This window comes from Streptomyces sp. CNH287, from assembly GCF_000424825.1.
The window spans coordinates 137,020-149,448 of the sequence record NZ_AUKQ01000018.1 but is presented as its reverse complement, the minus strand read 5'-3'; the positions used below and the strand labels follow the sequence as shown (position 1 = coordinate 149,448).

The window sequence follows — 12,429 nt, the reverse complement described above, 5'->3', positions numbered from 1 at the left end:
TCACACCGACTTTCCGCCCTCCGGCGGGCGAGCACCCGCCTACGCTGTGGCGCAGATGGCATTCACGCGCAGGGAGGCGCATCATGACCGTGATGCTCGAACGCCCGATGACCATAAGTGTCCCGCCCGGACCGCCCCGCTTCCAGGCGCTGTGCCGCACGCTGCTCACCATGGATGTGCCCGTCGGCTATCGGGCGGAGATCGTCGGGGAGAACATCGTCACGTCACCGTGGTCGCAGAAGTTCTACCTGCCGATCATGCGAGCGCTCCGCGCACAGCTGGAGCCGCACGCTCCGAGCGGACACATCGCCGACAGCTCACCGTTCCTGTTCGCCTTCCCCGACGCCGAGCGGGCGTACGGGCCTGACGTCTACGTCGCGCAGGAGAGCGCGTTTCACGGTCGTGGCCGCTACGTCGACGGTGAGGCCCTTTCGCTGGTCGCCGAGCTGACCTCCTCCTCGACCCGGGACGCGGACTGGGACGACAAGACTCCGGTCTACGGCAAGAGCGGCGTTCCGGTCTACCTGCTGCTCGACATGCAGGAGGAGACTGCGACGGTGTTCTGGCAGCCGACCAGTCAGGGCTACGACTCCCGGCTGACCCTGCCGTTCGGCGAGCCGCTGCGTCTGCCCGAGCCGTTCGGCTGCGAGCTGGACACCTCCGGTTTCCGGGCACCCGCCCAGGAGGAGCCGGCCGAGCAGTTGGACACGGAGGCGTAGTTCCCCGGCAGGCCCCAGGGGCGGGTCTGCGCAGGCCGCTCGCGGTCTCTCGCTTGCCAGGGGAAACCGCCCCGCAGGCATGCCAGTTCGGCACACCTCTGCCTCCGGGCGGCGCCACGCGGCACACTCGTTCCGACACCCATTCCGTGCGGCGTTCCAGGGGAGGGATCGGCGTGGACTCACACGGCGGGAGCGGCCGTCGGCCGGAGGAGGACGAGCAGCGGCGGGGCGGCGACGCCCGTATCCAGGTGAGCAACTCACTCACCGGTGACGTCCACGGAGTCCTCGTGCAGGCCGGGCAGATCCACGGCAGCGTCCACGTACACCACCGGGACGTCGGCCCGGTGCCCGTGATCGCCCCGGTCCCGGCGGCGGACGGGGAGGGGGACGGGGACGGGGAGCCCGCCGACGGTTTCGTGGGCCGTGCCGCACAGCTGGAGGAGCTGCTCGCCCGGTGGGACCCGGAGAGCCGTCCGTCGGCGAACACGGTGACCGTGGTGGCCGGCCTGGGCGGCGTGGGCAAGACCACGCTCGTCGGGCGTGCCGCGGCCCTCGCGCGGCGGCAGTACGGATTACGCCGGTGGCGCGTTCACCGTCGACATGCGCGGACGCCCGTGCGCTGCTGCTGTCCGTCGTCGGCGACGATCCGCGCGTGCGCGAGGCCGCGGGAGCCGCCGAGCTGCTGGTGCGGCTGTGCGGGCGGCTGCCGCTGGCCGTGGTCATCGCCGGTTCGATCCTGGCCGAGGACCCGGAGCTGGGGGTGCCGGAGCTGGTCGCCGAGCTGAACGGCGCGGCCACCCGGCTGGCCACCCTTCAGCAGGGCGCCTCGGCCGTCGGCCTCGCCTTCGACGTGTCCTGGCGGCGATTACAGCTCCGTGATCCGGCCGCCGCGGGCCTGCTGAAGCTGCTGATCCTCAACCCCGGCCCGAGCGCGAGCACGGAGGCCGCGGCGGCCCTGAGCGGCCGGAGTCCGGCTGCCGTACGGCCGCTGCTGCGGGCCCTGCGCCACGCCCGCCTGCTCCAGCTCGCCGACGGGCGCTGGCAGTTGCACGACCTGGTCCGGCTGTACGTCAGGGACCGGGAGGCACCGCGGTGCCTGTCGGAGAGGTCCGCGTTCCAGACCGGCATCGCGCTGGTCGGACAGGCCCTCGAGGCGGCCGGGCAACTGGGGGACCCCGTGCGGCACCTCGAGACGCTCCGGTCAGCGGAGCGAGAGGTCGACGCGCTCGCGTTCCTGGCCGAGTCGCTCTCCAGAACTCGGCAGCACCAGGAGGCGCTTGAGGCGGTCCGGCGGGCGATCAGCCTGGCGCGCGCACGGGGCGACGAGCTGCGCGAGGGCCAGCTGCTCACCAACCTGGGCACGGTCTCGGTGAGCGCGGGCCTGGCCCGGGAGGCGTTCGACGCGCTCGACCGGGCGACCCGGCTCTGCCGCTCCTCGGGCGACCAGCTCTTCGAGGCCCGTGCGTGGACGCAGCTCGCAGTGATGTACGCCCAGCTCGGGCGGCACAGCAGCCTGGCCGAGGCGCAGGGCAACGCGCTCCGGCTCTACCGCGCCCTCGGGGACCAGGACGGCGAGAGCAACCTGCTGGTGAACATCGGCACCGTGCTCAGCCAGCTGGGCGGACTGAGCAAGGGGGTCGCCGCCTACCAGCAGGCGGTGGACGTCTTCCGCGCCGCCGGGGACCGGCACGCCGAAGCGGAGGCGCTGTCGCGGCTGGGGGTGTATCTGGCCGAGGGTCTCCAGGTCAGCGCGGCGTGCACGGCGCACCGCAAGGCGGCGGACCTCTGGGAGCAGATCGGGAACCGCCACCGCGAGGGCGTCGAACTGGCCACCCTGGCACGTGCGTACGTCGACGCCGGGCGTCCGGCCGCCGCGCGGCGTACCGCCGAGGAGGCGATCGAGGCGCTGCTCGACAGCGGCGACCCGGCGCGGGCCGCCGCCACCGGGGAGTGGCTCGGCGAGCTGCCCGAGACCGCGCACGTGGTGTCGAACCCCCAGGACCCCCCTTCCGGCACCACGGTCACCGAGGACGTCCGGAACCTGGACGGCTGCTACACGCTGCTGACGCTCATCGGTATCCCGGTCGCCCACACCTTCGGCGGCCCCTGGTGGATCTTCGCGGGCTGGGCCGTCCTCGCACCGCTCCTCCAACGGGTCCTGGTCGTCACCTTCCCGGTGGAGAAGCGCAGCATCGACCTCACCACGGCCGAGACGGAACGCACCCTGCACGCGGCGAAGGGGTGCCTCTCCTTCAGTTTCACCCTGTTCGCCGCGGCCACACTCGCCCTGGGGGGGGGCACCTGGTGGCTGCTGGCCTGCTGCACCGTGCCGCTGGTCCTCGGTGTCAGCGGCAGACCACGGCTGGTGCTGTACGGGATCGTCGGCGGCATCACCGTCCCCTACACCTGGGGGACGTGGTGGGCCGTGCTCGGCCTGCTGCTGCCGCTGATGGGGGCGGTGCCGACGGTCGGCCGCCTCCGGCAGGGCACGGCCCGCAGCGAGATCGGCTTCTGAGCGCGCCGGGCCGGCACGCCGTCGCATCGGGCTGGTACCCCGCCGCCCCCTGCCCGGAATTCCGGACGGACCGTACACCGGTGGCGCATGATGCAGTGCGCACACAGTCCGAGACCGGGAGGCGCCCATGACGCATGCGCACGAGATCGATCCGTCCTTCCTCGCACTCCCCCTGCGGCCGCTCGCGGATGCCGCGCTCGCGCGGGCGCGCGCGCTGGGGGCCCAGCACGCGGACTTCAGGTTCGAACGCATCCGGGACGCCTCCTGGCGGCTGCGGGACGCGCGGCCCACGGGGTCCTCCGACAGCACCGACTCCGGTTACGCGGTACGGGTCGTGCACGGCGGAGCCTGGGGATTCGCCTCCGGCGTGGACCTGAGCATGGACGCGGCGGCGCGGGTGGCCGCGCAGGCCGTGGCGATGGCGAAGCTGTCGGCGAAGGTGATCAGCGCGGCCGGTTCGGACGAGCGGGTGGAGCTGGCCGAGGAGCCGTCGCACGGCGAGCAGACGTGGGTGTCCGCGTACGAGACCAACCCGTTCGACGTGCCGGACGCGGAGAAGACCGGGCTGCTGGCGGAGTGGAGCGAGCGGCTGCTGCGCGCCGAGGGCGTCAGCCACGCCGACGCGACGCTGATGACCGTCCAGGAGAACAAGTTCTACGCGGACACCGCCGGGACGGTCACCACCCAGCAGCGCGTGCGGCTCCAGCCGCAGCTGACGGCCGTGGCGGTGGCCGACTCCGGGGAGTTCGACTCGATGCGCACGCTGGCGCCGCCGGTCGGGCGCGGCTGGGAGTACCTGCGGGGCACCGGCTGGGACTGGGACGCCGAGCTGGCGCGGATGCCGGAGCTGCTGGCGGAGAAGATGCGCGCGCCCGGCGTCGAGCCGGGGGCGTACGACCTGGTGGTGGACCCGTCCAACCTCTGGCTCACCATCCACGAGTCGATCGGCCACGCCACCGAGCTGGACCGGGCGCTGGGCTACGAGGCGGCGTACGCGGGCACCTCCTTCGCCACCTTCGACCAGCTGGGCACGCTCCGGTACGGCTCGCCGCACATGAACGTGACGGGCGACCGCACCACCGGGCACGGCCTGGCCACCATCGGCTACGACGACGAGGGCGTGGCGGCGCAGTCCTGGGACCTGGTGCGGGACGGCACCCTGGTGGGTTACCAGCTGGACCGCCGGATCGCCCGGCTGACCGGCCTGGGCCGCTCCAACGGCTGCGCGTTCGCGGACTCGCCGGGCCGCGTGCCGTTGCAGCGGATGGCGAACGTGTCGCTGCGGCCCGCGCCGGACGGCCCGTCGACCGAGGAGCTGATCGGCGGCGTGGAGCGCGGCATCTACGTGGCCGGTGACCGCTCGTGGTCCATCGACATGCAGCGCTTCAACTTCCAGTTCACCGGCCAGCGCTTCTTCCGTATCGAGAACGGCCGCCTCGCGGGGCAGCTGCGCGATGTGGCCTACCAGGCGACCACCACCGACTTCTGGGGGTCGATGGAGGCGGTCGGCGGCCCGCAGACCTACGTCCTCGGCGGGGCGTTCAACTGCGGCAAGGCACAGCCGGGGCAGATCGCGGCCGTCTCGCACGGCTGCCCGTCCGCGCTCTTCCGCGGCGTCAACATCCTCAACACCACCCAGGAGGCCGGCCGATGAGCACGCCGCACGAGATCGTCGAGAGGGCGCTGGAGCTGTCCCGTACGGATGGCTGTGTGGTCATCGCCGACGAGCGGTCCACCGCCAACCTGCGCTGGGCGGGCAACGCGCTGACCACCAACGGCGTGACGCGCGGCCGGAGCCTCACCGTGATCGCCACCGTCGACGGCGGGCAGGGCACCGCCTCCGGGGTGGTGTCCCGGTCCGCCGTGACGGCACAGGAGCTGGAGCCGCTGGTACGGGCGGCGGAGGCGGCGGCCCGTACGGCCGGTCCCGCCGAGGACGCCCAGCCGCTGGTGACCGGGGTGCCCGCCGCCGCCGACTTCGCCGGCCCTCCGGCCGAGACCTCCCCGCAGGTCTTCGCGGGCTTCGCCCCCGCGCTGGGCGAGGCGTTCGCGCGGGCGCGCGCCGAGGACCGCGAGCTGTACGGCTTCGCGAGCCACGAGACGGTCTCCAGCTACCTGGGCACCTCTGCCGGGCTGCGGCTGCGGCACGACCAGCCCACCGGCACCGTAGAGGTCAACGCCAAGTCCGCGGACCACGCGCGGTCGGCGTGGGCGGGCCGGTACACCCGTGACTTCACCGACGTCGATCCCGGCGAGCTGGACGCCGAGCTGGCCCAGCGGCTCCGCTGGGCCGAGCGGCAGATCGAGCTGCCCGCCGGGCGGTACGAGACGCTGCTGCCGCCGAGCGCGGTGGCGGACCTGCTCATCTGGCAGCTGTGGTCCTCCGGCGCCCGGGACGCCGCCGAGGGGCGGACGGTCTTCAGCAGGCCCGGCGGGGGCACTCGGGTCGGCGACACGCTCTCCGCGCTGCCGCTGACGCTGCGCAGCGATCCGGCGGCGGCGGGCCTGGAGTCGGCGCCGTTCTTCATGACGCACTCCTCCGCCGAAGACGCGTCGGTCTTCGACAACGGCCTGCCGCTGGCCCCCACCGAGTGGGTGCGGGAGGGCAGGCTGGAGCGGCTGGTGACCACCCGGCACAGCGCCGCCCTCACGGGGCTGCCGGTGAACCCGCCGATCGACAACCTGCTGCTGGAGGGCGGCGGCACCGCGTCGCTGGAGGACATGGTCGCCCGCACCGAGCGCGGGCTGCTGCTGACCTGCCTGTGGTACATCCGCGAGGTGGACCCGGCGACGCTGCTGATGACGGGCCTGACGCGGGACGGCGTCTATCTGGTGGAGGACGGCGAGGTGCGGGGCGCGGTCAACAACTTCCGCTTCAACGAGTCGTCCGTCGACCTGCTGGCGCGCGCCACGGAGGCGGGGCGCACCGTCCGTACGCTGCCGCGCGAGTGGTCGGACTACGCCCCGCGTGCCGCGATGCCCGCGCTGCGGGTGCCCGACTTCAACATGAGTTCGGTCAGCCGGGGCGTGTGAGGCGGCGGTCCCGCCGGACCGGCACCGCGAATAGACTCGGACCGCCCCACCCGCCCCGCTATCCCCAGGACGACAGACGTGACACGCCTCGGCGACTCCGTATCGCGCGCCAGCGCACTGCTGGCCCAGGACCTCTCCTCCGACACCACCGTCGAGCGGCTGCTCGCGGAGACCGGCGCGCGGCGCTCCCTGGACCTGAGCGACCTCTCACCCGCGGAGCAGGCCGCGCTGATCACCGCCCGCGCGGTGGACGTGCTGCCGTCGCAGGAGAAGCTCGCCGAGACGATCGCGGCCAAGCGGGCCGAGGGCAAGGGCCTCCAGGTCAAGCTGGGCATCGACCCGACGGGCGCCGAGGTGCACCTGGGACACGCGGTGCCGGTGATCGTGCTGAGCCGCTTCCAGCGCATGGGCCACGAGGTCACGCTGATCATCGGCGACATCACCGCAAAGATCGGCGACCCCTCGGGCCGTACGGCCGAGCGCCCGCCGCTGACCGACGAGGACATCGCCGAGAACCTCGCGGGCTACCGCGACCAGGTCAAGCCGTTCTTCGACTTCGAGAAGGTGCGCTTCCGGCACAACAGCGAATGGCTGGCCCGGCTCACCTTCCCCCAGCTGATCGGCATCCTCTCCCAGGTGCCCGCCTCCCAGCTGCTCCAGCGGGACGACTTCCGCACCCGGCTGGCGGCGGGCTCGGGCCTGACGATGTCGGAGCTGATCTACCCGGTCGCGATGGCGGTGGACTCGGCGGAGATCGAGACCGACATCGAACTGGGCGGCATGGACCAGCTGCTCAACATGCAGATGGGCCGCAAGGTGATGGAGATCTACGGGCAGCGGCCGCAGCTGATCGTGACCAACGCGCTGATCGAGGGCACCGACGGGTCCGGTGCCAAGATGTCCAAGTCCAAGGGCAACTACGTCGCGCTGAACGCCTCCGCCGAGGAGGTCTTCGGCAAGATCATGTCGATCCCGGACCGGCTGATGGCCCCGTACCTGCGGGCCTGGACGGAGTGGACCGACCCCGAGATCGAGGCCGCGCTCGCCCGCATCGAGGCGAAGACGCTGCACCCGATGGACCTCAAGCGCGTCCTGGCGGGTGACGTCGTCAGCGCGCTGCACGGCATCAAGGCGGCGATGGCGGCACGGGCGGGCTTCGCCGCGCAGTTCTCCCGCAAGTCCTTCGCGGAGGTGGGCGCGCTGCCGTCGGTGGATCTCGCCGAGCACGGCGGCGAGGGCATCGCCGCGCTGCTGAGCAAGGTGCTGGAGTTCACCCCGAGCGCGTCGGCCGCCCGCCGGATCGCCAAGCAGAACGGGCTGCGGCTGGTCGTGGAGACCGGCGGCGCGCAGCAGGCGTTCGTGCTGGCGGAGGCGGACGCGCTGCGTCCGCTGGGCGAGGTGGTGCCGGAGAAGCTGGCCGAGGCGGGCGGGGGCGGCGCGGTGTACCTCAAGGCCGGGCGCAAGATCGCCGAGGTGCGGGGGGCCGTGCAGCCCGGGGCCTGAGCCCGGCGGGTGGCGGCGCGGCCGGCTCCCGATGCGGACGGGCGGCGGGCCGGGCGTGGGGCCCTGGGCGCGCCTTCCCCTCACCCACGGCCGCCCGCAGACGCGGGCGGCCGTGGAGCGGACGGGGGGGGTGCCGGGGCGGTGGTCAGGCTCGCTGTCTGCCGCCCTTGCCCTTCCCCCTGACCATCGCCCACAGCGGCGTCCCCAGGGCCACCACCAGCACCGCTCCGGCCAGCTGGAGCAGATGCCGAATCCAGTCGATTCCCTTGGTGTCGTCGACGCCGATCCCGGCGGCGACCGCATTGCCCAGGATGCTGCCCAGGATGCCGAAGATCGCCGTCAGCCAGATCGGGATGTCCTGTTTGCCGGGCAGGACAGCCCGGGCGAGGATGCCCAGCACCAGTCCCACGAGGATCGCCCACAGCCAGCTCATGTTCGCCTCCGCGTTCAGCGGGCTCGCGTACGCATCCGTGCACCTGCCTGCGCACACACCGCCAGTGTCGTACGGCAAAGGCCGCGGCGCACGGCGGGAGCCCCGCCCCGGTCGTGAGGATGTCCGGGGTGCGGCGTACGGTAGGAGTCGTCCGGATGCCAGATGGCCGCGCTCGATCAGGTGGTGGATCACGATGCGGAAGCAGAAGAGTCCCGAGGTCTTCCGGATCACCGGAGCCCGGCAGGGACTGGTCGACGACGTGCGCGGCAGGCAGCGGCGCTATGTGATCTCCATGCTCATCCGCACACTCTCCGTGGTCTTGACAGTCCTCCTGTGGAATGTCCAGCGCCCCCTCGCCATCGGCACCCTGGCGCTCGGCGTGCTGCTGCCGTACATCGCCGTGGTGATCGCCAACGCGGGCCGGGAGAACGCTCCCGCGCTGCCCTCCGCCTACGTCCCGATGCCCGTCCGCCCGGCGCTCGAAGGGACGGTCCTCCCCCACGAGACCGTGGGTGACCGGCCCAACAGGGCGCCGGATGAAGGGCGTTGAGCTGCGGACTTCTGCGAGAAGCCCGAAAACCTCGGAGTAATAGTGCGGTTCCGGTGCACTCCGCATGCCCCCGCGTGCCATACTTCTGGAGCGCTCCGCATCCCCCGTCGGAGCGACGGACCGACGCCGGGCGGCTCCCCCCGTGGCTGCCCGGCGTCGCCATGTGTGGGGCCCGGGTGTTGGATGGGGCCGTGATCCCTGCCGAAAATCCCGAAGTGCCTCTCTGTTCCGCCAAGGGCTGCCGCGCGTCCGCCGTGTGGGTGCTCGCCTGGAACAACCCCAAGCTGCACACGCCCGAGCGGCGCAAGACCTGGCTGGCCTGCGACGAGCACCGCGAGCACCTGTCGTCGTTCCTCGGTATGCGCGGCTTCCTCAAGGACGTCGTGCTTCTGGCCGACTGGGAGTCGGCGGACGGCACCGGCGGTGCGGGCGGCGGCTCAGCCGCCGATGGCTGACATCGGCCGCTCGGGCTGGACGAACGACGGGTCGTCGATCCCCGCGCCGGCCTTCTTCCCCCACATCGCGCGCTTCCACAGCGCGGCGATCTCCTCGTCCGACGCGCCGCCGCGCAGGGCACCGCGCAGGTCCGACTCCTCCTGTGCGAAGAGGCACGTACGCACCTGACCGTCGGCGGTGAGCCGGGTGCGGTCGCAGGCGGCGCAGAAGGGGCGGGTCACCGAGGCGATGACGCCGACGCGGTGCGGCCCGCCGTCGACGAGCCAGCGCTCGGCGGGGGCGGAGCCGCGCGTCCCCTCCCCCTCGGGCGTCAGCGTGAAGCGGGTGCGCAGCGAGGCCAGGATGTCGCCCGCAGTCACCATGCCCTCGCGATGCCAGCCGTGCTGCGCGTCGAGCGGCATCTGCTCGATGAACCGCAGCTCGTAGCCGTGCTCGACGGCCCAGGAGAGCAGCTCGGGAGCCTCGTCGTCGTTGAGCCCGGGCATCAGCACGGCGTTGACCTTGACCGGGTCGAGCCCGGCCGCGCGGCCCGCGGCGAGACCGCGCAGCACGTCGGCGTGCCGCTTGCGGCGGGTCATCTTCTGGAAGACCTCGGGGCGGAGGGTGTCGAGCGAGACGTTGATCCGGTCCAGGCCGGCGGCGCGCAGGGCCTCGGCCGTACGCTCCAGGCCGATGCCGTTGGTCGTGAGGGACATCGCGGGGCGCGGGTCGAGCCGGGCGCAGCGCTCGATGATGCCGGTCAGCCCGGGGCGCAGCAGCGGCTCGCCGCCGGTGAAGCGGACCTCTTCGATGCCCAGCCGGGTGACGGCGAGGCCGATCAGCCGGACGATCTCGTCGTCGGTCAGCAGATCGGGCTTGGCCAGCCACTGGAGCCCCTCTTCGGGCATGCAGTAGGTACAGCGCAGGTTGCAGCGGTCTGTCAGCGAGACGCGCAGGTCGGTGGCGACCCTGCCGTATGTGTCGAGCAGCATGCGGCGGCCCTCCCAGGGGTTGCTACGTGCTTCGCAGCGTACGGGACACCTGTGACATTCAACAGCTTGTTGAATGTCACAGGTGTCCGCGGGAGCCGGGCCGCCCCGGCGCCGAAGGCCGGGGCCGGACTCAGTGCGCGCCGGTACCGGTCAGGGAGCGCACCTCCAGTTCGGCGAACTTCTTGCCGTCCGGGTCCTCGTCCTTGGAGAGGACCGACCCCAGCCAGCCCAGCAGGAACCCGAGCGGGATGGAGATCAGGCCGGGGTTGCTGAGCGGGAACCACTGGAAGTCGACGCCCGAGAACATGGCGCTCTCACTGCCGGAGACGACCGGCGAGAAGAACACCAGGAAGACGGACGAGAAGAGGCCGCCGTAGATGGACCACAGGGAGCCCTGGGTGTTGAACCGCTTCCAGAAGAGGCTGTAGAGGATCGTGGGCAGGTTCGCGGAGGCGGCGACGGCGAAGGCGAGCGCCACCAGGAAGGCCACGTTCAGCTTGCCCGCGAAGATGCCGAGCACGATGGCGACCGCTCCGATGGCGATCGCCGCCAGCCGGGCCGCCGCGACCTCCTCCTTCTCCTTGGCCTTGCCCCTGCGGATGACGTTGGCGTAGATGTCGTGCGCGAAGGACGAGGAGGAGGCGAGGGTCAGCCCCGCGACGACCGCGAGGATCGTGGCGAAGGCCACCGCCGAGATCAGGGCGAGCAGTGTCGCGCCGCCCGCCGAGTCCGCGCCGCCGCCGATCTCCTGGGCCAGCAGTGGAGCCGCGGTGTTGCCCGCCGCGTCCGAGTCGGTGATCTCCTTGTTGGACAGCAGCGCCGCCGCGCCGAAGCCCAGGGCGATGGTCATCAGGTAGAACACGCCGATGATGCCGATCGCCCAGTTGACCGATTTGCGGGCCACCTTCGCCGTGGGCACCGTGTAGAAGCGGATCAGGATGTGCGGCAGGCCGGCGGTCCCCAGGACCAGGGCCAGGCCCAGCGAGATGAAGTCGATCTTCGAGGTGGTGCTGACGCCGTACTTCAGCCCCGGCTCCAGGAAGGCCGCCCCCATGCCGCTGTTGTCCGCGGCGGCGCCGAGCAGGGTGGAGATGTTCCAGTTGAACTTGTGCAGCACCAGGACCGTGATGAGCAGGGTGCCGACGATCAGCAGGCACGCCTTGATCATCTGCACCCAGGTGGTGCCCTTCATTCCGCCGATCGTGACGTAGAGGATCATCACGATGCCGACCAGCACCACGATGAGGTTCTTGCCCAGGTCGCCGGTGACCCCGAGCAGCAGGGCGACCAGGGCGCCCGCGCCGACCATCTGGGCCAGCAGGTAGAAGATCGACACCACGATGGTCGAGGTGCCGGCCGCCGTACGCACCGGGCGCTGGCGCATCCGGTAGGCGAGCACGTCGCCCATGGTGAAGCGGCCGGAGTTGCGCAGCGGCTCGGCGACCAGCAGCAGGGCGACCAGCCAGGCGACGAGGAAGCCGATGGAGTAGAGGAAGCCGTCGTATCCGGACAGGGCGATAAGGCCGGCGATCCCCAGGAAGGACGCCGCGGACATGTAGTCGCCGGAGATGGCGAGGCCGTTCTGGAAGCCGGTGAAGGACCGGCCGCCCGCGTAGAAGTCGGTGGCGTCCTTCGTACGCCGGCCGGCCCACACGGTGACGCCGAGGGTGGCGGCGACGAAGACCGAGAAGAGCGTGATGATCAGGGTGCGGTGCTCGCCGGCACCCTCGGCGGACAGTTGTACGACGGAGTTCATGCGCCGCCCTCCAGACGCTTCTTGATGGCCTCGGCACGGGCGTCGAGCTTGGCCTCGGCGTGCCGGGAGTACCACCAGGCAATGGCGAACGTGGTCACGAACTGGGCAATACCGAACACAAAGGCGACATTGAGGTTGCCCAGCACCTTGGTCCCCATGAAATCGCCCGCGTAGTTCGACAGCAGGACATAGAGGAGGTACCAGACGATGAACGCGACGGTGACGGGAAAGGCGAACGAGCGCTGAGCCCGGCGCAGTTCGCCGAACTCGGTGCTCTGCTGTACCTCGAGGAAATCAGGGCGCTCCGGCGGCGGACCGGAACTCGCTTTCTGCGGTGGGGTGCCCACTGCGACTCCAGACAGAACAAGAGGGGACGAGTGGTGTGTCCTGGATCACTTTCGGCCACACCGTCCGCGCATCGTAGAGGGACGGAGGTCCGCGCAACCAGAGGTCGGTGGTCGAAAATCTGTAGTGGGCACGCACAGTCGCGGCG

The 12,429-nt window shown here is 71.7% G+C and carries 11 protein-coding genes and 1 pseudogene; 8 read left to right on the top strand and 4 right to left on the bottom strand.

Features of this window, described 5'->3' with window-relative positions; translation table 11 throughout:
- Window positions 1–83 precede the first annotated feature (83 nt).
- The 6 genes and pseudogenes from H299_RS0119600 (at window position 84) to tyrS (ending at window position 7,770) form a co-directional block, all read left to right on the top strand.
- Window positions 84–719, top strand: coding sequence for a Uma2 family endonuclease (locus tag H299_RS0119600; RefSeq protein ID WP_027749790.1), 636 nt, complete (start codon window positions 84–86; stop codon window positions 717–719).
- A 146-nt stretch (window positions 720–865) separates the two neighbouring features.
- Window positions 866–1,249, top strand: a pseudogene (locus H299_RS40525) (hypothetical protein); the annotation flags it as partial.
- Between the two features lie 50 nt (window positions 1,250–1,299).
- Window positions 1,300–3,234 (top strand): tetratricopeptide repeat protein, encoded by a 1,935-nt coding sequence (locus H299_RS0119595; protein WP_027749789.1) that lies wholly within the window; start codon window positions 1,300–1,302, stop codon window positions 3,232–3,234.
- Between the two features lie 127 nt (window positions 3,235–3,361).
- Complete coding sequence (locus H299_RS0119590) at window positions 3,362–4,888, top strand: TldD/PmbA family protein (RefSeq protein WP_027749788.1); 1,527 nt, start codon at window positions 3,362–3,364, stop codon at window positions 4,886–4,888.
- Window positions 4,885–6,267: a metallopeptidase TldD-related protein gene (locus tag H299_RS0119585; RefSeq protein WP_027749787.1), complete on the top strand. Its 1,383-nt coding sequence runs from the start codon at window positions 4,885–4,887 to the stop codon at window positions 6,265–6,267. Before H299_RS0119590 ends, H299_RS0119585 begins: the two co-directional genes overlap by 4 nt.
- 78 nt (window positions 6,268–6,345) lie before the next feature.
- A complete protein-coding gene (gene tyrS / locus H299_RS0119580; RefSeq protein WP_027749786.1) occupies window positions 6,346–7,770 on the top strand; it encodes a tyrosine--tRNA ligase in 1,425 nt (474 codons plus the stop codon).
- Between the two features lie 145 nt (window positions 7,771–7,915).
- On the opposite strand, the gene H299_RS0119575 is transcribed toward tyrS, so the two are convergent.
- On the bottom strand, window positions 7,916–8,203 hold the full coding sequence (locus H299_RS0119575) for a GlsB/YeaQ/YmgE family stress response membrane protein (RefSeq protein WP_027749785.1): 288 nt from the start codon (window positions 8,201–8,203) through the stop codon (window positions 7,916–7,918).
- Between the two features lie 193 nt (window positions 8,204–8,396).
- Between H299_RS0119575 and H299_RS0119570 the strand changes: the two genes are divergently transcribed.
- Both H299_RS0119570 and H299_RS0119565 read left to right on the top strand, forming a co-directional pair.
- A complete protein-coding gene (locus H299_RS0119570; RefSeq protein WP_027749784.1) occupies window positions 8,397–8,753 on the top strand; it encodes a DUF3099 domain-containing protein in 357 nt (118 codons plus the stop codon).
- Window positions 8,754–8,914: 161 nt separating this feature from the next.
- Window positions 8,915–9,208 carry a hypothetical protein gene (locus tag H299_RS0119565; RefSeq protein ID WP_051262639.1) on the top strand — a complete coding sequence of 98 codons (294 nt, stop codon included), beginning with the start codon at window positions 8,915–8,917 and terminating at the stop codon, window positions 9,206–9,208.
- Here the strand turns inward: H299_RS0119565 and moaA are convergent.
- From moaA to H299_RS0119550, 3 genes are all read right to left on the bottom strand, one after another.
- Complete coding sequence (gene moaA / locus H299_RS0119560) at window positions 9,191–10,180, bottom strand: GTP 3',8-cyclase MoaA (protein ID WP_027749782.1); 990 nt, start codon at window positions 10,178–10,180, stop codon at window positions 9,191–9,193. The two genes, H299_RS0119565 and moaA, sit on opposite strands and share 18 nt — an antisense overlap.
- A 130-nt stretch (window positions 10,181–10,310) precedes the next feature.
- Window positions 10,311–11,936: a sodium/solute symporter gene (locus tag H299_RS0119555; RefSeq protein ID WP_027749781.1), complete on the bottom strand. Its 1,626-nt coding sequence runs from the start codon at window positions 11,934–11,936 to the stop codon at window positions 10,311–10,313.
- Complete coding sequence (locus H299_RS0119550) at window positions 11,933–12,283, bottom strand: DUF485 domain-containing protein (protein ID WP_027749780.1); 351 nt, start codon at window positions 12,281–12,283, stop codon at window positions 11,933–11,935. The genes H299_RS0119555 and H299_RS0119550 overlap by 4 nt, the downstream gene beginning before the upstream one ends.
- Between the last annotated feature and the right edge of the window lie 146 nt (window positions 12,284–12,429).

Coding starts and splice junctions, on each gene's coding strand:
- H299_RS0119600 (WP_027749790.1), top strand. CDS start 84: ATGACCGTGATGCTCGAACGCCCGATGACCATAAGTGTCCCGCCCGGA.
- H299_RS0119590 (WP_027749788.1), top strand. CDS start 3,362: ATGACGCATGCGCACGAGATCGATCCGTCCTTCCTCGCACTCCCCCTG.
- H299_RS0119585 (WP_027749787.1), top strand. CDS start 4,885: ATGAGCACGCCGCACGAGATCGTCGAGAGGGCGCTGGAGCTGTCCCGT.
- H299_RS0119575 (WP_027749785.1), bottom strand. CDS start 8,203: ATGAGCTGGCTGTGGGCGATCCTCGTGGGACTGGTGCTGGGCATCCTC.
- H299_RS0119570 (WP_027749784.1), top strand. CDS start 8,397: ATGCGGAAGCAGAAGAGTCCCGAGGTCTTCCGGATCACCGGAGCCCGG.
- H299_RS0119565 (WP_051262639.1), top strand. CDS start 8,915: ATGTGTGGGGCCCGGGTGTTGGATGGGGCCGTGATCCCTGCCGAAAAT.
- moaA (WP_027749782.1), bottom strand. CDS start 10,180: ATGCTGCTCGACACATACGGCAGGGTCGCCACCGACCTGCGCGTCTCG.
- H299_RS0119555 (WP_027749781.1), bottom strand. CDS start 11,936: ATGAACTCCGTCGTACAACTGTCCGCCGAGGGTGCCGGCGAGCACCGC.